The sequence below is a fragment of the Variovorax boronicumulans genome (assembly GCF_019352895.1).
Lineage (GTDB): Bacteria > Pseudomonadota > Gammaproteobacteria > Burkholderiales > Burkholderiaceae_C > Variovorax > Variovorax boronicumulans_A.
This window is the reverse complement of the sequence record NZ_JAAAFX010000007.1, coordinates 353,158-372,887: the sequence shown is the minus strand read 5'-3', so window position 1 is coordinate 372,887 and position 19,730 is coordinate 353,158. Positions and strand designations below refer to the sequence as shown.

Annotated in this window: 16 protein-coding genes and 1 pseudogene; 11 read left to right on the top strand and 6 right to left on the bottom strand. The window is 67.5% G+C overall.

All coding sequences use genetic code 11. From position 1 onward, the window contains the following. Positions 1 to 24: 24 nt before the first annotated feature. From K0H49_RS16720 to K0H49_RS16695, 6 genes and pseudogenes are all read left to right on the top strand, one after another. A complete protein-coding gene (locus K0H49_RS16720) occupies positions 25 to 1,647 on the top strand; it encodes a type I restriction-modification system subunit M (protein ID WP_219214761.1) in 1,623 nt (540 codons plus the stop codon). Further along, a complete protein-coding gene (locus K0H49_RS16715) occupies positions 1,644 to 2,951 on the top strand; it encodes a restriction endonuclease subunit S (protein WP_219214757.1) in 1,308 nt (435 codons plus the stop codon). Before K0H49_RS16720 ends, K0H49_RS16715 begins: the two co-directional genes overlap by 4 nt. A 6-nt stretch (positions 2,952 to 2,957) precedes the next feature. Further along, positions 2,958 to 3,878: an OST-HTH/LOTUS domain-containing protein gene (locus K0H49_RS16710; protein WP_219214755.1), complete on the top strand. Its 921-nt coding sequence runs from the start codon at positions 2,958 to 2,960 to the stop codon at positions 3,876 to 3,878. A 37-nt stretch (positions 3,879 to 3,915) separates the two neighbouring features. After that, positions 3,916 to 7,212, top strand: coding sequence for a type I restriction endonuclease subunit R (locus K0H49_RS16705; RefSeq protein WP_219214753.1), 3,297 nt, complete (start codon positions 3,916 to 3,918; stop codon positions 7,210 to 7,212). A 3-nt stretch (positions 7,213 to 7,215) separates the two neighbouring features. After that, complete coding sequence (locus K0H49_RS16700; RefSeq protein WP_219214750.1) at positions 7,216 to 7,944, top strand: M48 family metallopeptidase; 729 nt, start codon at positions 7,216 to 7,218, stop codon at positions 7,942 to 7,944. A gap of 81 nt (positions 7,945 to 8,025) precedes the next feature. Beyond that, positions 8,026 to 8,957: pseudogene (locus tag K0H49_RS16695) on the top strand (IS481 family transposase); the annotation flags it as partial. Here the strand turns inward: K0H49_RS16695 and K0H49_RS16690 are convergent. Next, a complete protein-coding gene (locus K0H49_RS16690) occupies positions 8,955 to 11,327 on the bottom strand; it encodes a DNA polymerase II (RefSeq protein ID WP_219214748.1) in 2,373 nt (790 codons plus the stop codon). The pseudogene K0H49_RS16695 and the gene K0H49_RS16690 overlap by 3 nt on opposite strands. A 169-nt stretch (positions 11,328 to 11,496) precedes the next feature. On the opposite strand from K0H49_RS16690, the gene K0H49_RS16685 reads away from it, so the two are divergent. Continuing rightward, positions 11,497 to 12,129 (top strand): LysE family translocator, encoded by a 633-nt coding sequence (locus K0H49_RS16685; RefSeq protein ID WP_219214746.1) that lies wholly within the window; start codon positions 11,497 to 11,499, stop codon positions 12,127 to 12,129. Between the two features lie 14 nt (positions 12,130 to 12,143). Here K0H49_RS16685 and K0H49_RS16680 read toward each other — a convergent pair whose 3' ends face one another. Together K0H49_RS16680 and K0H49_RS16675 are read right to left on the bottom strand one after the other, a co-directional pair. Continuing rightward, positions 12,144 to 12,917, bottom strand: a complete 774-nt coding sequence (locus K0H49_RS16680; protein ID WP_219214744.1) for an SDR family NAD(P)-dependent oxidoreductase — start codon at positions 12,915 to 12,917, stop codon at positions 12,144 to 12,146. 26 nt (positions 12,918 to 12,943) lie between these two features. Beyond that, positions 12,944 to 13,813: an NmrA family NAD(P)-binding protein gene (locus K0H49_RS16675; RefSeq protein ID WP_219214742.1), complete on the bottom strand. Its 870-nt coding sequence runs from the start codon at positions 13,811 to 13,813 to the stop codon at positions 12,944 to 12,946. A gap of 120 nt (positions 13,814 to 13,933) precedes the next feature. Here K0H49_RS16675 and K0H49_RS16670 point away from each other — a divergent pair, with 120 nt between their 5' ends. The 3 genes from K0H49_RS16670 (at position 13,934) to K0H49_RS16660 (ending at position 15,591) form a co-directional block, all read left to right on the top strand. After that, entirely contained in the window at positions 13,934 to 14,902 is a 969-nt protein-coding gene (locus tag K0H49_RS16670) for a LysR family transcriptional regulator (protein WP_219214739.1), read from the top strand. A 115-nt stretch (positions 14,903 to 15,017) separates the two neighbouring features. Next, the gene (locus tag K0H49_RS16665; RefSeq protein WP_219214738.1) at positions 15,018 to 15,206 is read left to right on the top strand and encodes a DUF2970 domain-containing protein; all 189 of its coding nucleotides are present in this window, start codon (positions 15,018 to 15,020) and stop codon (positions 15,204 to 15,206) included. 121 nt (positions 15,207 to 15,327) lie between these two features. Further along, on the top strand, positions 15,328 to 15,591 hold the full coding sequence (locus K0H49_RS16660) for a hypothetical protein (protein ID WP_219214735.1): 264 nt from the start codon (positions 15,328 to 15,330) through the stop codon (positions 15,589 to 15,591). Positions 15,592 to 15,612: 21 nt separating this feature from the next. On the opposite strand, the gene K0H49_RS16655 is transcribed toward K0H49_RS16660, so the two are convergent. The 3 genes from K0H49_RS16655 to K0H49_RS16645 all read right to left on the bottom strand — a co-directional run bounded on the left by K0H49_RS16655 (position 15,613) and on the right by K0H49_RS16645 (position 18,480). Further along, positions 15,613 to 17,046: a short-chain fatty acyl-CoA regulator family protein gene (locus K0H49_RS16655; protein WP_219214733.1), complete on the bottom strand. Its 1,434-nt coding sequence runs from the start codon at positions 17,044 to 17,046 to the stop codon at positions 15,613 to 15,615. A 154-nt stretch (positions 17,047 to 17,200) separates the two neighbouring features. Beyond that, a complete protein-coding gene (locus K0H49_RS16650; RefSeq protein ID WP_219214731.1) occupies positions 17,201 to 18,019 on the bottom strand; it encodes a dienelactone hydrolase family protein in 819 nt (272 codons plus the stop codon). Further along, positions 18,016 to 18,480 carry a tautomerase gene (locus tag K0H49_RS16645; protein WP_219214728.1) on the bottom strand — a complete coding sequence of 155 codons (465 nt, stop codon included), beginning with the start codon at positions 18,478 to 18,480 and terminating at the stop codon, positions 18,016 to 18,018. Before K0H49_RS16645 ends, K0H49_RS16650 begins: the two co-directional genes overlap by 4 nt. 92 nt (positions 18,481 to 18,572) lie before the next feature. Between K0H49_RS16645 and K0H49_RS16640 the strand changes: the two genes are divergently transcribed. Further along, entirely contained in the window at positions 18,573 to 19,547 is a 975-nt protein-coding gene (locus K0H49_RS16640) for a GlxA family transcriptional regulator (protein WP_219214726.1), read from the top strand. Positions 19,548 to 19,730: the final 183 nt, after the last annotated feature.

Genomic DNA, 19,730 nt, shown 5'->3' with positions numbered 1-19,730 from the left:
GACCTACAAGAACACTGTCACCTCATGGCACTTACCCTCAAATCCCTCGAATCCTGGCTCTGGGAGTCCGCCAACATCCTGCGCGGCTCCATCGACTCGTCGGACTTCAAGAACTACATCTTCGGCCTGCTGTTCCTCAAGCGCTTCAATGACGTGTTCGAGGAGCGCGTCCGGCAGTTGGAGCAGGACGAGAAGCTCAGCGAGAAAGAAGCCGCCGTCGAGGTGCAAGCCAAGTGGGGCATCTTCCCGCCCGACGCCCGCTGGCCGCCCCTGATCGCACGCACCGAGAACATCGGCGAGGCGCTGGACAAGGCGTTCGCGGACATCGAGGCCAACAACACCGAGCTGCAGCACGTGCTGACCGCCACGCAGTACGGCGACAAGCGCGTGCTGTCCGACGCCACGCTGCAGCGCCTGCTGCGCCACTTCAACCAGTACCGCCTGGGCAATGCCGACCTGTACAAGGCCGACATGCTGGGTGATGCTTACGAGTACCTCATCAAGCAGTTTGCTGACGATGCCGGCAAGAAGGGCGGCGAGTTCTACACGCCCAAGGCTGTGGTGCAGCTGGTGGTGGAACTCATCGACCCGCAGCCCGGCCACAGCGTGTACGACCCCACCTGCGGCAGCGGCGGCATGCTGGTGGAAAGCGCACACCACATCGCCAAGCTGCCCAACGGCACGCTGCTCGGCCAACCCAACGCCCTGCTGTACGGCCAGGAGAAGAATCTGGGCACCTGGGCCATCGCCAAGCTCAACCTCTACCTGCACAACATGCGGGCGCAGATCGAGCGTGGCGACACACTGGTGGAGCCCAAGCACCTGGATGGCGGCTACCTCAAGACCTTCGACCGTGTCATCGCCAACCCGCCCTTCTCCGCCAAGGCCTGGTGGACACCGCTGGAGCTGGAAGCCGAAGCCGCGCAAGACAGCGAAGGCGGCGCTGGCAGCAACAAGAAGTCCAAGACGCCCAGCTATAAGACCGTCAGCGACCCCTTCGGTCGCTTCAGCTACGGCGTGCCGCCGCGCGGCTATGCCGACCTGGCCTTTGCCCAGCACATGCTGGCCAGTCTGAAGGCCGACGGCCGCATGGGCATCATCCTGCCGCACGGCGTGCTGTTCCGCAGCGGCGAGGAGGGCAGGATTCGTGAGGGCCTGCTGTTCGGCACCGATGCCGCCAGCGGCGGCCAGCCCGGCGACCTCATCGAGGCCATCGTCGGCCTGCCGACCGCGCTGTTCTACAACACCGGCATCCCGGCCTGCGTCCTGGTGCTGAACAAGCGCAAGCCCGCCGCGCTGCAGGGCAAAGTCATCATCATCGACGCCAGCCGCGACTACCTGGAAGGCAAGGCCCAGAACAGCCTGCGCCCTGAGGACATCGAGCGCATCGCTCGCACGCACAATGCCGCTTTCGAGCAGCAGACCGAGGTGGACAACTACTGCCGCGTGGTCTCGCTGGACGAGATTCGCGGCAATGACACCAACCTCAACATTGCGCGGTACATCGCCAACGGGGAGACCGAGGACACCGTCGATGTGGCGGCCACTCTGACCCAGCTTGCGGCATTGGTGGAGGAAGAGGCGCAGATTGATGTGCGGCTGAACGGCTACTTAGCGGAACTGGGGCTCCTGGAGGGCGTTGAATGACGAACGCAGGAATTCCCGGCTACCGGGAAACGGACGCGGGTTGGATACCGAAGGACTGGGCCCCGCTGTCGCTTGGCACCATTGCGTCCGCCAGAAAGAGCAAGGCTGTAGCGCAGCACGGCGTTCGCTGCGTAGAACTTGAGCACATTAAATCCGAGACAGGCCGTCTGCTGGGATGGGACAGCGGCGGCGCGCAGGCTAGCATCAAGACTGCATTCAAACAGGGCGATGTGCTCTTCGGGAAGCTACGGCCGTACCTTCGCAAGTACGCCGTTGCTCCGTTCGACGGAATCTGCACCACGGAAATACTGGCGATTCATCCAAAGGATGACCTTGCCGACAGGAGCTTCCTGTTTCAGTTGATGCAAGGCGATGGCGTCTTTTCAACCGTTGAGGCGCTGTCGTATGGCACCAAGATGCCGCGTGTGAGTTGGTCCGACTTGGCTGACATCGTGGTCGGCGTCCCCTCTCTGGCGGAGCAGCGGGCCGTCGCCGCCGTCCTGATAGCCGTGGACGACAAGCTGGACGTGATTGCACGCCAGATTGAAGCCACCGAGACCCTCAAACAGGGCCTGATGCAGACGCTGTTCAGCCGGGGCATTGGCACCCTAGGAGCCGATGGCCGGTGGACGGCGCACGCCGAGTTCAAGGACAGCCCCTTTGGACTGATCCCTACGAAGTGGGGCGTCCAGACGCTGGGAGAGGTGTGCGACGGCGCACTGCAAACGGGACCGTTCGGAAGCCAACTGCATGCCCACGAGTATCAAGACGAAGGCGTGCCCGTACTGATGCCTAAGGACCTCGTGAACTGCCGCGCCAATCTTGAAACTGCCGCCAAGGTCTCACAGACACGCGCGGAGGAGTTGGATAAGCATCGCTTGAACCGGGGCGATCTGCTTTTCAGCCGACGAGGAGACGTCGCCAGATTTGCGCTCATTGATGAGAAAACCCAAGGCGCCTTGTGCGGCACGGGATGCCTGAAGGCAATACCCGGCAAGGCGCATTCGCCGGCATACCTCGCGCACCTACTTCAGCTGGACGTTGTGCGCACATGGCTAGAGCAGAACGCCGTCGGTCAGACGATGCCCAACATGAACACCGCCATCCTTGCATCGCTTCCGCTTGTGGTGCCTGATGACAGGGCAGAGCAAGAACGGATCGCTGACATCCTTGATGGCGTAGATGCGAAAGCCAATCTCCTAGATGAGAAGCAAACGAACTACCAGGCACTTAAGCGCGGACTGATGCAAAAGCTCCTGACCGGCGAATGGCGCGTCAAGGTCGACGCCGGCATGGCGGCCTGATCTACGATGGACGCCGCCGCCTCGCCCGTCCCCGACAACACCCGCCTGGCCGAGCTGCAGCGCGCCGTGCAGAACAAGCTGGGCGGCTGCCTGCTGCGCCTACAGCAGTACGAGCGGCTGCTGAAGGCAATGGTGGCGAACGCCGATCTGTCGGGTGATCCGGCCCAGCTACAGGCCGTGCGAGACGCACAGGTGGAAAGCGTTCACAGGACCACACTGGGCGGGCTGGTGAGCCTGTTCACAGGCGGCTACCTGCGTGCCGAGGACGACTCCGCCCCGGCGCAAGAGACCGACGACAAGTCTCCAAGCGACAAGCCCTGGTTCAGCTTCCAGCAGCGCAAGGAGATGAGCGCCGAGCGCCATGAGGCCATCACGGCCGAGTTGAAGGAACTAGTGGACCTGCGCAATGAGCTGGTGCACCACCTGCTGGAGCGCTTTGACCTGGGGCAGCTCGACCGCTGCGAGGCCGCCGTGGCCTACCTGGACGACAGCCGCGCCATCATCGACCGGCACTACCTGACGCTGCGCACCTGGGCCGAGCACATGGACAACGCCAGAGCCTTGGCTGCGTCCTTCATGAACAGCGCCGCCTTCAAGGACATGTTCATCGACGGCATTGCGCCGGACGGTCAGGTGCACTGGCCCATGAGCGGCATCGTCAGCAGCCTGCGCGAGGCGGAGCAGGCGCTGGCACCCCCGGGCAGCCAGGCGCGATGGACCGAGCTGAACGCCGCCATCGCCTGGATCGCCCGGCAGCACCCGGACCAGACACCGAGGCGCTACGGCTGCAGCAGCTGGCGGCAGGTGCTGCATGAGAGCCGCGAGTTCGAGGTGATGAAGAAGCATGCACCGGCACCCATCGAAGGCGCCGGCCCAACAACTGGCACGGTAGTTTGCTACCGTAGCCGCAGGGAGGATGAACCATGAACAACAGGCTGACAGCCCTGGCCCGGGGAGCGCACGCATGAGCCAGGCCCCCGAGAAGACCGGCGTGGAAACCCCGGCCCTGGAGTGGCTGGTGCGGCTGGGTTACACCCACCTGCCCGGAGCCGCAGTGAAGGTGGAACACCGCCACCTCGCCCCGGTGCTGGAAGACGTGCTGCGCCCGCAGCTGCTGGCGTTGAACCCCTGGCTGGCCGGGGCGCCCGGCGGGGTGGATGCGGCGCTGATCGAGCTGCGCAAGCGCGCCAACGACGAGCTGCTGGCGGCCAACCAAGACGTTTGGCAACAGGTGCTGCACCGCTCGGACATCCAGGTGAAGGACCTGGCCGGCCAGCCGCGCAGCGTGCGCTTTCTGGACGCCACTGATGCGAGCCTCAACGACTTCCATGTGGTGGACCAGTACGTGGGCCGCAACGCCGATGGCGAGCTGTTCCGCCCGGACCTGCTGCTGTTCGTCAACGGCCTGCCGCTGGCCGTCATCGAGTGCAAGGCAAGCCACCACCGACTGGACGAGGCGCTGGCGCAACTGGACGGCTACCAGCGCAGCTTTGCCGCGCAGTTCGTGTTCAACCAGGTCTGCGTGGGCCTGAACCGCCGCCAGGGCCTGTACGGCGCCATCCTGACCAAGCCAGCCTTCTACGCCCGCTATCGGCTGGAAGCGCCCGAGCTGGCCGAGGTGGTGGAGCTTCTTGGCAGCGAGCCTGCGGAGCAGGAGCAACTGCTGTGGGCGCTGTTCGAGCCCAGCCGCTTCCTGGAGCTGGTGGCGCACTTTGTGCTGTTCGAGACGCGCGACGGCAAGACGGTGAAGAAGCTGCCTCGCTACCAGCAGTGGCGCGCCGTGCGCAAGACGGTGCGGCGGCTGACCGGCGCGACGCCGCTGGGCGGCGTGATCTGGCACACGCAGGGCAGCGGCAAGTCGTTGACCATGGCGCTGCTCGCCCGCCTGCTGCGCGCGGACAGCACCGGCCTGGCCAACCCCACGGTGCTGGTGCTGACCGACCGGCGGGACCTGGACAAGCAGATCTTCGACACCTTTCACGCCGTGGGCATCCGGGCCATCCAGGCGGTGTCGGTGGCCGGGCTGGTGAGGATGCTGGGCAATGACTACGGCAGCGTGTTCACGAGCACGGTGCAGAAGTTCCAAGAGGGTGACAAGCCCGCCGCCCAGGCCGAGGACGGCGCTGATGGCGAGACCGATGACTCGGACGAGGTCTTGCAGGCCACCCGGCACCGACGCGTGCGCGTGGGCAAGGACTTCTTCATGGTGGAGGAGCGCAATGAGCACTTCGGCCAGCATGACGCCGATGGTGTGCTCCTCGACGCAAAGTGGGTGGAACTGAAGCGCGAGAAGATCAGCTTCCGCGTGCTGAGCGCCAAGCCCAACTTCTATGTGCTGGTGGACGAGGCGCACCGCAGCCAGTACGACTTCCTGGCCGCCTTCATGCGCGCCAGCCTGCCCAATGCCAAGTTCATCGCCTTCACCGGCACACCGCTGCTGAACGACGACAAGCACACGCTGGCCGAGTTCGGGGGCGAGACCTACATCGACGAGTACCGCCTGCACGAGGCGGTGGCCGACGGCGCCACGCTGCCCATCAAGTACCAGGACGCCTGGGTCAAGCTGGCTGCCGATGCCAGGCTGGACGAAGCCTTCAACGAACAGTTCGCCCAGGCGCCTGAGGCGCACCAGCTGGCCCTGAAGAAGGCGCTCCTGGCCCGCTGGCGACATGCCGGTGACCGCATGGAGCAGGTGGCGGCGCACTTGGTGGAGCACTTTGTCAGCTACGTGCAGGCCAAGGGCCTGAAGGCCATGCTGGTGTGCAACGGCCGCGACATGGCCGTGCGCTACAAGGACCTGCTCGATGACTTGATGGCCCAGCGCGTCGCGCGGGGGCTGCCCACCTTCCAAAGCCAGGTAGTCATCTCCCTGGCAGGCATCACCGGCACACGGACAGGCGCCACGGTGGAGGAAGAGGCGGCCGAGTACAAGCTGCCGGTCACGAAGGTGCAGAGCATCGAGGAGCGCATCCGCGATGAGCTAAAGGCCGGCAAGCCGCCCGTGGCCCTGCCGGCCGAGCAGGTCGGCCAGTTCGTCAGCAAGCTGTTCCCGCTGCCCTATGGCGACGAGAGCAAGGGCCAGGATGGCCAGCCACATGCGAACAACGTGGGGCTCATCATCGTGTCCGACATGCTGCTGACCGGCTGGGATGCGCCCATCGTCAGCACCATGTACCTGGACAAGCCGCTAAAGGAACACACGCTGCTGCAGGCGATTGCGCGGGTGAACCGCACGCTGCCGGGCAAGAACGCGGGCTACATCGTGGACTACCACGGTGTGGTGGAGCACCTGGACCAGGCGCTCAAGCTGTACGGCGGCGAGGTGCAGCCGGCGCAGGTGTGGCAGGGCGTGGAGACCGAGCTGCCCAAGCTGCAGAGCACGCAGGAGCGGCTGCTGAAGCTGCTGCCCAAGCAGCACGACCCGGTCAGCGAGCGCGAGGCCTACAAGGACGATGCCGAGCGTTTCCTGGACCCGGCGAGCCGGCTGGATGCGGTGGAGGACTTCCTGACGCTGGCCAAGCAATTCAACCGCAGCATCGACATCATCCTGCCCGAGGTGCGGGGCCTGCCCTTCAAGCCCTACTTCACGCTGTTCGCCGAAATCCGGTTGATGCTGCGCGACAAGCTGCCGGACGCGACCTACCGCGAGCGCATCACCCAGCTGGAATCGGCCCTGCTGCAGCGGTTGCTGGACGAGTACATCGCCGCCAGCCCGGCCAAGAGCCTGCTCGGGCGCGAGGTGTCCATCCTGGATGCCAGCGACATGGCGCGCCTCAAGCAGCTGGCCAGCCCGGGCAGTCAGGCGCTGGTGATGAAGAACCAGCTCAAGCACACCATCGTCACCGGCCGCGACAAGGACCCGGCCTTCTTCGACAGGCTGGCTGAGGAGCTGGAGAAGCTGCTGGAGGAGGAGAAGGCTGGCCGCATCAGCCAAGCGCAGTTCCTGGAGCAGCTGGAGCTGTTCGGCCAGCGCGTGGCGGACAAGGACAAGACCGGCTTCGAGACGCCGGCGCACTCGGCGGTGTTCCGCTACCTGGCTGCCCTGATAGGGGAGGACACGGCGCGCGCGGCAACGACCCAGCTCTTTGAAGACCCGTCGCTGAGCCAGACTCTGGCGGCCAGCAACTGGAAGCAGATGCTGGACCTGCACCCCGAGATGCGTGACCTGCTGCGCAAGCTGCTGATGCCGTTGGCCGGCTGGGAGCGCGCAGTGGCGCGTGAGCATGCAGCCCGCATCCTGGACATCCTGCTGAAGAACTGAGCCATGCCCCGCTTGCAGTACGGTCAGACGACCATCGAGTGGCGCTTTAAGGCCGATGCCACGCTCAAGCGGCACTACGTGACCGTGGAGCGTGGCCGGCCGGTGCTGCTGCGCGGGCCGGCGGTCGTACTCGAAGAGCAGGAGGCGCTGGTGCGACAGCGCGCCCGCTGGATTCGTGAGAAGCGGGCGCTGGTGGAGGCACCGGCCGCGGATGAGCAGATCGTGACCGGCAGCCGGCTGCGTTACTGCGGGCGCACCTATTTCACCGAGGTGAGGCATTCGCCGAAGCTGGCGCATGCCACGCTGCACTTCACCGCGTCGCGCTTCGTCATCGAGAACCCGACCGGGCGCTGCATCAGCGCGGACGCGCTAGCGCCGCTGCTCAATGCGTTCTACCGAGAGAAGGCGCACGAGAAGCTGCTGGCGCGCGTTAGGCACTGGGAGCGGCAGTCCGGCCTGCAGGCCCGGGGTGCTCGCATCAGGCACTTCCAGAGCCGGTGGGCCAGTTGCAATGCGCAAAACGTCCTGGAGTTCCACCCGCGGGTGATGGAGCTGCAGGCCAGCGTCCAGGACTATGTCATCGTGCATGAGCTTTGCCACACGGTGGAGAAGAGCCACACCCGGACGTTCTGGGCACTGGTGACGCAGCAGATGCCGGATTGGCAGCGGCAGCATGAGGTGCTGGAGCGCGCAGCGTTCGCGCGATCTAATCTAGCGGTGAAGGCCCAATAGGTTGTTTCGGGTATTCACCCGGAGACGTTTTGAGAGACTGGAAATCGCCAAACGCCCAATCCACTCAAAACCCCGAACCGGATGAACACCCATAAGAATGCCCGATTGACGTACCTGCACCGCCTGGAGATCGTTCAAGGCATCACCGAGCGTGGCGCCAGCGCATCAGATGCTGCTCTCGCACATGATGTCAGCGCCGTCACTGCCCGCAAGTGGCTGGCCCGTTACTTGGTCGATGGTGCGGCAGGCCTGCTGGACAAGTCCTCTCGCCCCGAGCAGTCACCTCGCTCCATCGAGCCTCATGTGGCCCTGGCCATCGTGGAGTTGCGCCGCAAGCTATTCCTGCAGGCACCCATCGCCTCTTACGTGGCCGTGTCCAGGGCGACCGTCAGCCGCGTGCTGCGTCGTGCCGGGCTGTCGCGACTGAGCGACCTGCGCGCGGACGAGCCGGTGCAACGCTACGAGCGCGACAACCCTGGCGAACTGCTGCACATCGACATCAAGAAGCTGGGGCGCTTCGACAAGGTCGGCCACCGCAACACTGGCGACCGGACGCAGCGTGCCCGAAACGTCGGCTGGGTCTTCATCTTCGTGGCTGTGGACGACCATAGCCGACGGGCCTTCACGCGGGTGTACGCCGACGAGACCAAGCTCAGCGCCGAGGCGTTCCTGCGGGCTGCCGTAGGCTACTTCGCGAGCATGGGTGTCAAGATCAGCGAGTGTTGACCGACGACGGCATGTCGTTTCGGTCTGGGCTGTTCGGCGAGGCATGCCTGGAGCTGAGCATCGGCCAGAAGTTCACCAGAGCGTATCACCCGCAGACCAACGGTAAGGCCGAACAGTTCATCCAGTCCGCGCTGCGCGAATGGGCCTACGGCCACGCCTACGCGAACTCAGACCAGCGCCGCGAAGCCCTGCCTGTGTGGAACCACTTCCACAGCTGACACCGCCCGCACCACGGCATCAATCTCGTGGCCCCTGTCTCGCAAGAACCTCTTGACCCTTCGCGGCTAGAACAGCCCGCGCTGCGCCGTCGTCAGCGCCCCAAAGCTATCCCCCAGCGGATGAAGGATCGCATCCGCGATGGGCTGGAGTTGCTTGGCCATGTAGTGCCCGTAGTCGATGCGTGATCGGCGGGTCTCCAGCGGCTCGGGGCCGGCTTGCGTCATCACGTACTGGATCCAGCCGCCGTTCTGGTACTGCTGAGGCCGGTTGACCCGCGCGTTGTGCGCGTCGGCGATGCGCGCCGCGCGCACCTGGGGCGGCACGTTGACCTGGTAGGCGTCGAGCCGGTGGCGCAGGCGCTTCCGGTAGACGAGCAGATCGTCCATGCGGCCGTCCAGCATCGAGCGTGCGTAGTCGGCGACGAAGGCCCTGTAGGGCTGGTCATGGAAGATGCGCGAGAGCAGGCCCTCCTGGAATTGCCGGGCCAGGGGCGTCCAGTCGGTTCGGGCCATCTCGAGCCCGCGGTAGACCATCTCTTCGCGATGTTGGGCATCGACGCTCAGGCCGGCATAGCGCTTCTTGCTGCCGACATCCGAGCCACGGATGGTGGGCATGAAGAACTTGGCGTAGTGCGTGTCGAACTCGATCTCGAGGTGGTTCTCCAGCCCTTGTTCCTCGCGCAGCCTGTGCGTCCACCAGGCGTTGATGTCCTCGACCAGGGCAGCCGCGACGGCGTGCGCCTCCTCGTTGGTGTGCGCCCGCTTGAGCCAGATGAAGATGGAGTCCGTGTCGCCGTAGATGGCCTCGTACCCGCGCTGCTCCACGAAGTCACGGGTGAGCTTCATCATCTCGTGCCCGCGCAGCGTCACGGCCGAGACCAGCTTCGGATTGAAGAAGCGGCATTCCGACGCACCCAGCACGCCCGCAAAGGAGTTCATGAGCAGCTTCAGCGCTTGCGACAGCGGTTCGTTCGCGGCCCGCTTGGCTTCATCGCGGGCGCGCGACAGCGTCGTCACGATGTCCGGCAGGCAGTGCCGTGTGCGCGAGAAGGCGGTGTCCTCCGGGCCCTGCACGGTCGTTGCCGGGTCGTCGAGCATCGCGCCTTCGATCAGGCCCACGGGATCGACCAGGAAGGTGCGGATGATGGAGGGATAGAGGCTCTTGTAGTCCAGCACCACGACCGAGTCGTAGAAGCCCGGCCTCGAGTCCATGACGTAGCCGCCGGGGTAGGCCTTGGCCGCGATGTCGCCCACGTTGGGCGCCACGTAGCCCAGCCGGTGCATGCGCGGCAGGTAGTGGTGGCTGAAGGCCGCGATGGAGCCGCCGAAGTGGTCCGCCTGCAGGCCCGTCGTCTGCGCGCGCTCGAGCACGAAGCGCAGCAGCCTGGCCTTGTCGAAGATGCGAAGCACCAACTGGCAGTCGCGGATGTTGTAGCTGGCGAGCGCGGGCTTGTCTTCCTGGTAGCGCCGCTCGATCTCGGCCATCTTGTCGTAGGCGTCGCCGATCTCCTTGCCCTCGCCCAGCAGCACCTGCGAGACGGTCTCCAGGCTGAAGGACGGGAAGCTCCACATCGCGGCCTTCAGCGCATCGATGCCGTCGATGACCACGCGCCCGGGCATGGGGGCGAACAGGTAGCCCTGGCGGCCGGGGTGGGTGCGCCATTCGATGGGCCGGCGCTCGCGGCCCATGAGCAGCGGTACGCCGCAGGCGTCGGCGGTCTTCTGCAGCACGCGCAGGTCGAACTGCACCACGTTCCAGCCGACGAGCACATCCGGGTCGTGGTCCACGAACCAGGCATTCAAACGCTCGATCATCTCTCTGCGGCTGGCGCAGTAGACGAGGCGGAAGTCCGCCGGCGCCGCCGCGTGCGCCGGCGCCTCGCCGAGCATGAAGACGATGCGGTCGTCCACGCCGTCGAGCGCGATGGAATAGAGCGCCTCCGTGGCGCTGGTCTCGATGTCCAGCGACACCACCTTCAGCGCCGGACGGTATTCGGGCGCGGGCCGCAGGCGGCCGTTGAAGAGGGTGGAACCGTCCTGCTGCCCGCCCTCGACCCGCACGCCGGCAAAGATGAAGCGCTCCATCAGGTAGCGGTCATGCGGCCGGACGTCGGCTTCGTGCAGCGGGATCTGCTGGGCCTGAAGCGCCCGGGCCAGCTTGCCGAGTTGGCGGAACTGTCGCGCATAGACGCCCAGGACCGGCTCCTGGCCGAAGGTCTTCAGTGCGAGTTCGCGCAGTTCCAGCCCCGGCAGGGACGGCAGCAAGGCCTCGACGGCGGACCGGTGGCGGGCCTGGACGAAGGCGACCGAGGTCCGCGCCGTCAGGACGACCTTGCGCGGTCCGGCGTCCGTGGCCAGCCAGTAGTCGATCTGGGTTCCCTCGGGCGCATCCCGCCAGTGACGGGTGAGGATGAAGCCCTGGAGTTCATGGGACGCCACGGGAGTCTAGTATTCGGATCGAGCGGGAAGATGATGGGCTGGCGTCCATTTTCGCTGACGCACACGCTCTGCCCGGCCTTCGTCGCGAGGCGATTCTTCGTGCCGCGGCACCGACCATCGCCTTCAGGTTCCACCGCAAATTTCGTTCACTTCTTCGAAAGCCCCTCCCATGCAGGAACTCTCAGCCCTCGCCGGCGTGCTCGCCGCCCTCACGGTCGGTGTGATCAGCCCCGGCCCCAGCTTCGTGATGGTCGCGCGCACGGCCGTCTCGTCGTCGCGCGCCAACGGCCTGGCGGCCGCGCTGGGCATGGGCGCGGGCGGCGTGGTCTTCGCGCTGGCAGCGCTGCTGGGGCTGCAGGCCGTGCTGCTGGCGGTGCCTTCGCTGTACCTGGTGCTCAAGATCGCGGGCGGCATCTATCTCGCCTACCTCGGCGTGCGGATCTGGGCCTCTGCCAGGCAGCCGCTCGTGGTGCCGGGCGAGGCCACCGGCAACAGCGCCCCGTGGTCGAAGTCGCTCGCGCTGGGCTTCGTCACGCAGGTGAGCAACCCCAAGACCGCCATCGTCTATGCCAGCGTCTTCGCGGCCTTCCTGCCGGCCGCGCCGTCGTGGGGCTTCGACATCGCGCTCGTGGCCGTGGTGTTCGCGATCGAGGCGGGCTGGTACGCGACCGTGGCCCTGGCGCTGTCGTCCGAACGGCCGCGCCGCGCCTACCTGCGCTTCAAGGCCGCGATCGACCGCATTGCCGGCGGCGTGATGATGCTGCTGGGATTGAAGCTGGTGCTGTCCAGCCACCGGGCCTGAGCGAAGGTCTGGCGTCAGCGCAGAAAGGCCACGCCTGAGAGGCGCGCGCACAGCGCCAGCAGCGCGTCCTGTACGCCGACGTCGTGCGCGGCAGGCAAAGCCTGCGTCTGCTCGGCGTGATAGAAGTAGCGCCCCGTCACCTGCGTTGCAGGATCGACACCTGCCGCAAGCCAGGCCTGCGTGCGATGCGCCTGGTCCAGGTCGTCGGTGGCGCCCGGGCCGCCCATGCGCGTGGCGACCCAGCCGGGTTCGAGCGCATTGGCCTGCACCTCGGGCCAGAGACGCGCGACCGCGAAGGCCAGCAGCACGTCGTGGAACTTGGTCTCGGCATAGGCCTGTGCGCCATCCCATTCGCGCCGCTCCCAGAGCGCATCTTCGAGGGTACCCTCTGCCTTGCGGTGCAGCAGTGAGCTCAAATAGACCAGGCGCTTCGGGCGCGCGATCAGGCTGGTCAGCACATAGGGCGCGAGCGTGTTGACCGCGAACAGCTCGGGCAGGCCGTCGCTCGTGAGGCGCCGCCGGCGTTCGCGATAACCCAGCGCGGCGTTGTGGATGACGGCGTCGGCCACCGGCAGGCGGTTGGCCTGCTCGGCGACCGCGCGCATCTGCGCCAGCGTCGACAGGTCGCCCACCAGCACGGCCTCGGCCTGAGGCAGCGCGCGCCGTGCGTCGTCGGCCCGCGCGGCATTGCGTGCGTGCAGGATGACCTGGTGGCCCTTTGCGACCAGCAGGCGGGCCGCCATCAGGCCCAGGCCGTCGGTGGAGCCGGTGATGAGGATGCGTGACATGCGTCTTTCCTTTTCTTGAAGACCGATCAGACGGCGCTGCGCTCGATCAGGCCGCGCAGCACCGTGTCCAGGCCGATCTCGCCGGTGCGGTGTTCGGTGCCTGCTTCTGCGAACGCGATCCAGCCTTCGTTGAAGCCGTCGAGCATCTGCATGCGTGGCAGCGGGTGGTGCATGCCCTGCGAACGGAACAGTGCCTCCCAGCTGTCGCGCGGCACCGGCTGCGCCTGCACCGCATGGCCCAGCAAGCGCGCAAAGGCCGCGGCGATGTCTTGCGGCGACACAGGCTGCGGACCGGCGAGTTCGATGACACGACGGCCGGTCCACGTCGTGGCCATCAGTTCGGCGCACACGCGGCCCACATCGGCGGTGGCCACCATCGGGATGGCCCGCTCCAGCGGCTGCAGGAAGCTGGGGACCACGCCCTGGTCGCGCGCCGACGCCACGTCCCATTGCGCGTTCTCCATGAACCAGGCCGCACGCACGAAGGCGATGGGCATCGGCAGCTCGCCCAGCACCTGTTCCATGTGCGAGAGCTGGCTCAGCAGGTTGGCGCGGGGCTGATGCGCGCCCACGGTGGAAAGGCACACCACGCGCGACGGGCGTGCGGCCGCCAGCGCCGCATGCAGCGCGGCCACGATGGCGCGCGACTCGGCCAGGTCCGGCGAGGGATCGAAGTTGGGCGGCAGCAGCACGAACACCGCCTCGGTGCCGGCAAAGGCCTGCGTCAACGCCTTTGCATCGCCCGCGTCCGCGGTCGCCACTTCGCAACCCTGCTGCGCCCAGGCCTGGGCCTTCGCGGGATCGCGCACCACGGCGCGCACGTCCTGCCCTTCGGCCAGCAGACGGCGCGCTACCACGCCGCCGACTTGCCCGGTGATTCCTGTGATGGCATGCATCTCGAATTCCTTCTCTTTGAATGACGAATGAGCGGAATTCTGGGCGTCGGCATGCAAGCTGTCGACGGCATGAATGGCACTTTAGAATTGACCTTATGTCATCAATGAAGGAGGCTGTCCATGGCCTTTGACGAACGCACGCTCAACGGCATGGGCGTGCTGGCCGCGGTGGTGCGCAACGGCAGTTTTGCGGCGGCGGCCGGTGCGCTGGACATGACGCCCTCCGGCGTCAGCCGTGCCATCGTGCGGCTCGAAGGGCGCCTGGGCGTGCGCCTGTTCGAGCGCACCACGCGCTCGGTGGCCCTCACCGACGAAGGGCGGCGCTTCCACGAACAGATCGCGCCGCTGCTGGCCGGCCTGGAAGACGCGGCCACCGAAGCGGCGCAAGGGCAGGCGGCGGTGCGCGGCCGCCTGCGGGTCAATGTGCACCCCTTCTTCTCGCGCCTGATCCTCGGGCCGCGGCTGGGCAGCTTCATGCGCCAGCACCCGGAACTGCGGCTGGAGCTGATCACGCGCGAAGCCATGGGCGACATGATTGCCGAGGGCTTCGATCTCGCGATCCGCTTCGGCGAACCGCGCAACTCCGGCCTGGTGGCGCGCAAGCTGCTCGACACCCGCATCCTGACCGTGGCCTCGCCGGCCTACATCAAACGCCAGGGCCGGCCCGCCGCGCCGGCCGATCTCGACAGCCCGCAGCACCGCTGCATCCAGTTCCTGGACCCCGAGACCGGCAAGCGCTTCCCCTGGGAGTTCCATCGCGGGCGCAAGCGGCTCGAGTTGCCCATCGACGGTGCGCTGCTGGTCAACGACGTCGGCACGATGCACGGCGCCTGTCTGGCCGGCTACGGCATCGCGCAGGTGATGGAGCTGGGGGCGGAGACGCTGCTGGCCGAGGGCCGGCTGGTCAATGTGCTGCCCGATTGGGCCGACGAGCGCTTTCCGCTCTATGCGCTGTACCCGTCGCGCAGCCACGTGCCGGCCAAGACGCGCGCCTTCCTGGACTTCGTGGTCGCCGTGGCGAAGCTGGGCACGGCGGCGCAGGAGCCCGGGCCCGTCGAAGCCCCTCGGCGCGCCAGGCGCGGGGCATAGGCCCGGCCCGTCGACGCCTTCTGCTACGCCCGTTCCGGTGCGAACTGATGCTGTTTCCGGGCGCTTCCGGAGCGCACAGTGCAGGCATCGCTCTCATGCGTTTCGACGAGGCCCCATGTCCAACTTCCTTCGCTATCTCCGCGCCGTGCTCTGGGGCCTGATCGGCCTGGGCGGGCGTCGTTCGGCCGCGGACGCCCGGGTCGACCGGGGCGGCGCCGTGCCGATGATCGCCATCGCGCTGACCCTGGTGCTGCTGCTCGTGGTCGGCCTGATGGCGCTCGCGCGCTTCGCGGCCGGCGGTTGAAACGCCGCACAGTCTGCGCCTGCGCCTACGTGCGCCTGCAACGTCGGCCGGCCCCCGCGCGGCAGCAGGGTCCGCTCAATGGAGGCATTCGTTGGCAGCCATCGCTGCCCAGGAGATGCCCATGACTTCGCACACCGATCCCACCACCCCGGCCAACGAGGCCGCATCGGCCGCCACCGGCGAGCTGCACGAAGCGCGCCTCGGCGACCGCGGCGCGGCCTCGGGCCGCAACATCGCGCAGAGCCGCGCGATCGGCCAGGACGACCCGCTGGAAGGCAGCCGCATGGGCCGCGAGCAGCACAAGGCCGAGGGCTTCCCGGGTGACGGCGAACCCGGCAGCGGCGAAGGCACGGATGCGGCGCAGACGCGCGAGGCCCAGGACTGACGAAGGCCCTGCGCGTGCGCCTCAGCCCACGTCCATGCCTTCCGCCGGATAAGGCGCGAAGCGGCTCTCGTTCTCGCTGACGTCCAGCGGCCGCCCCACGAAGGGAAAGGCGCGTTGCGGACAGCGCGTGCGTTCGCAGACCTTGCAGCCCATGCCGATCGGCGTGGCGATCTCGGGATCGTCGAGGTCCATGCCGCGCGAATAGACCAGCCGCGGTGCATGGCGGATGTCGCAGCCGAGCGCGACCGAGAAGGTCTTGCTCGGCGCGCCGTAGCCGCCCTGGCCCGTGGACACGGTGCGCGCGATCCAAAGGTAGGAGCGGCCGTCCGGCATGCGCGCGAGCTGCGGCAGGATCTTGCCGGGCTGCGAGAAGGCCTCGTAGACGTTCCACAGCGGGCAGGTGCCGCCGGTCTTGGAGAAGTGGAAGTGCGTGGCCGACTGCCGCTTCGAGATGTTGCCCGCGCGGTCGACGCGGATGAAGAAGAAGGGCACGCCCGGCGCGCCCGGCCGCTGCAGCGTGCTCAGGCGGTGGCAGATGGTCTCGAAGCCCACGCCGAAGCGGCGCGACAGCCTGTCGATGTCGTAGCGCAGGGCCTCTGCGGCCTTGAGGAAGGGTTCGTAGGGCAGCAGCAGCGCGCCCGCGAAGTAGTTGGCCAGGCCGATGCGCGCCAGCGTGCGCGCCTGCGGGTCCTGCTGCAGCTCGGGCGTGTCGACCAGCGCATCGAGCAGCGCCGAATGCTCGAGCAGCGCCAGCTGCGTGCCCAGCTGGAAGCCGAGCTGGCCCTTCTCGAGCGCGGGCGACAGCCGCAGCACCTTGCTGCCCGGGTCGTAGCTGCGCTGCCTGGCGTCCATGTCGTCGTGCGAAGGCACGGCGCGCACGCCATGCCGCTGGGCCAGGCGCTGCATCAGCCAGTCGGTCAGCGGGCCGCCCTGCGCGTGGGCCTCGATGGCCAGGGCTTCGGCCGCGCGGTCCACCGCGTCGAAGTGGTTCTGGTGGGTGAAGAAGAAATCGCGCACGCGCTCGAAGGCCATGGGCCGCATCGGTGACAGCTCGGCGCGGTCGTCGCCCAGCCGCAGCGCGATCTCTTCCAGCCGCTGCACGGCATCGAGGTTGCGCCGGTGCAGGGCCAGCAGCGCGCGGCCCACCGCGGGCATCTGCGCGGCGATCTCGCGCAGCTCGGGCAGGGCCACGGCCTCGCCACCCGGGTTGTCGGCCAGCGCCTCCTGCATGCCCGCGACCAGCCGCGTTTCCTCGTCTTCGGAGAACTGCTGCACGTCCACGCCGAGAGCCCGGCTGACCTTGAGCAGCACGCCGACGGTGAGCGGCCGCTGGTTCTGCTCGAGCTGGTTCAGGTAGCTGGGCGACAGGCCCAGCAGCTGCGCCATCGCGATCTGCGAGATGCCGCGTTCCGCGCGCAGCTTGCGCAGGCGCACGCCCATGAAGGTCTTCTTCATCGGGTGCTTTCGCGCGCGGATGAATTCGCAATATTCGCAAGACTTCTGGATCTCATTCGCAAGACTTCGCTGATGGATATCGTGGGCACCCCGCGATTGTGCGTAGATTGCGAATCATGGCAAGCCCCGCGCGAAGGGCTTGCGAAGCCGGCTGTCAGCCCTGCAGCCGCGTCGACAGGAAGGACAGGATCTCGTCGCGCGCCGCCAGCGTGGGCTGGCCCTCTTCGTCGATGAGGTGCACCGTCACCACGCTGTGCGGGCTGCGCACGTGCTGCGCGAAGAAGGGCGGCGGGTTCGGGTGGGCCGCCGCGTCCGGCAGGATGCGGGCCACGAAGCGCGGCCCCAGCGCGGCCGTGTAGGCCGCGAAGCGCTGGGCCCGGCAGAAGCTGTCGCCGTCGAAGCGATAGGCCATCACGGTGAGGTCTTCGGCCTCGAGGCGGCGGCGCACGGTGGCAAGTTCGTCGGGTGCCATCTCGATGCCGGCCGGGTCGTCGAGCGGCAGCGAAGGCTGGCACACCACCGGCGCCAGCACCGCCGGCTCGAGCATCAGCGACAGCGCGAAGTTGCCGGTGAAGCACATGCCGATCGCGCCCACGCCAGGGCCGCCGCATTCGCCATGCGCCTGCCGCGCCAGCGCCCGCAGCCATTGCGTGACCGGGCTCGAGGCGTTCGATGCAAAGGCGCGGAACTCCGCGCTCACGCAGGCACGGCGGAAGACCGCCGCGCCTTCCTCCGCGCTGGATATCGCGCCGTCGCGGCCGAACAGCGAAGGCATGTAGACGGTGAAGCCGGCCGCGCGCACCCAGCGGGCGAAGCGCGCGACCTGCGGGCTGATGCCGGGCATCTCGGTCATCACGATCACCGCCGGCCCGGTGCCCGACACCCACACCCCCTTCGTCGCACCGTCGAGCGTGATCTCGCGGCGCGTGAAGTCCTCGAGCGTGTCGTCCTGATTCACGTCGTGCGCGCTCATGCCGCGACCTCTGCCACCAGGTGCTGCAGGTGCACGTAGCCGGCCGCCTGCGCCAGCGCAGGCAGGGTCCAGAGCGCGCCGTCGCCACCCCAGTGCCCTTCGGCCACCTCCTGCACGATCACCGAGCTGTGGAGCCGGCGCGTGTCGTCGGCGGGCATCGCATGCACGAAGGCGTCGTGCATCGACCGCACGCAGAGTGCGCGCGACGGCGCATCGAGCACGCCGGCAGGCACCAGGGCCAAAGCAAAGCAGGTGAGCACCTGCGCGCCGACGTCGCGGCCGCCGCAGGTCCACAGGCCTGCATCGATCTCCTCGACCAGCACCCAGCACAGCGCACGGTGGCGCGGGTCTTCTGGCATCTGTTCCGCTCTGGCAGCGGCTTTCTCGATGTTGTGCGCGAGCTGCGCGCGCGCGCCGCCGGGGAAGGCGCCGCGGGGAATCTTGACAAGGATGTTGGGCATGGCCTCTTTCGTTGGTGTCGAGCGGCCATTGAAGCGTTTGTGCCCCTAGACTTCGAGTGTCCACTTCGACATCTTTCAAGCGCTTTCAGACAATGAACGATTTCACGATCCTGGTGCTGCCGGGAAGCTATGCGAGCAGCGTGGCCGTGACGCTGGCCCTGCTCGAGGCTGCGTCGATGCTGGCGCCGCCCATGAAGCTGGGCCGCCCGCGCTGGCGCGTGGTGTCGGTCGGCGGGACCGCGGTGCCCTTGAGCAGCGGCATGCATGTCGAGGCCGCGCCCCTGCCGCAGCGCCCGCGCGCCGATGCCTCGTGCTGGATCGTGCCGGGCCTGAACCTGGCCAGCCTGGAAACGCTGCAGAGCCGGCTGGCCGATGACGACATGCAGCGCGCGGCCGCCGCGCTGGCCGCGCATGCGGGCCGAGGCGGGGCGGTCGCAGCCTCGTGTTCGGCGGTGTTCCTGCTGCAGGCTGCGGGCCTGCTGGCCGAGCGCACGGTCACCACCTCCTGGTGGCTGGCCCCGGCCCTGCGTGACCTCGAGCCGCGCTGCACGGTGGACGCCGATCGCATGGTCTGCGAGGACGGCCCGGTGAGCACCGCCGGTGCGGCCTTCGCGCAGACCGACCTGATGCTGCATCTGCTGCGGCGCCGCTTCGGCGTGGCCATGGCCGATGCGGTCGGTCGCAACCTGCTGATCGACGGCCGGCAGGCGCAGGCGGATTTCGTGGTGCCGGCGATGCGGGCCAACGGCAATGCGCTGGTCGCGCGCCTGGTGCGCCGCATCGAGGCCGCGCTGCCGAATCCACCGACCGTGGAAGACCTGGCGCAGGAATTCGCGATGTCGACCCGGACCCTGTCGCGGCACGTGCAGCAGGCGACCGGCAAGAGCACCATGGCCCTGCTGCAGAGCGTGCGGTCCAACCGCGCCCGGATGCTGATCGAGTCCAGCCGGATGACGCTGGAACAGGTTGCCGCGCAGGTCGGTTACGAAGACGCGACCGCGTTGCGGCGCCTGATGCGCAAGGTTGCAGGCGGCAATCCGAGCCGCTACCGGCGCACGGATCCGTGACCGGTGGGGGTTTGCACTCCCCCGCATGTCACGGTTTCTAAGCGTAAACGCTGTACCTTGCCCGACTCTTGCTAGGGAAGAATTCCTGACGCAACCCTGGAACGACGGCACAGCATGAACTTCATCCGTACTTCGCATCGCGCAGCGCCCCTCCTGGCTGGCGCCGCCCTCCTTTTCTGCAGC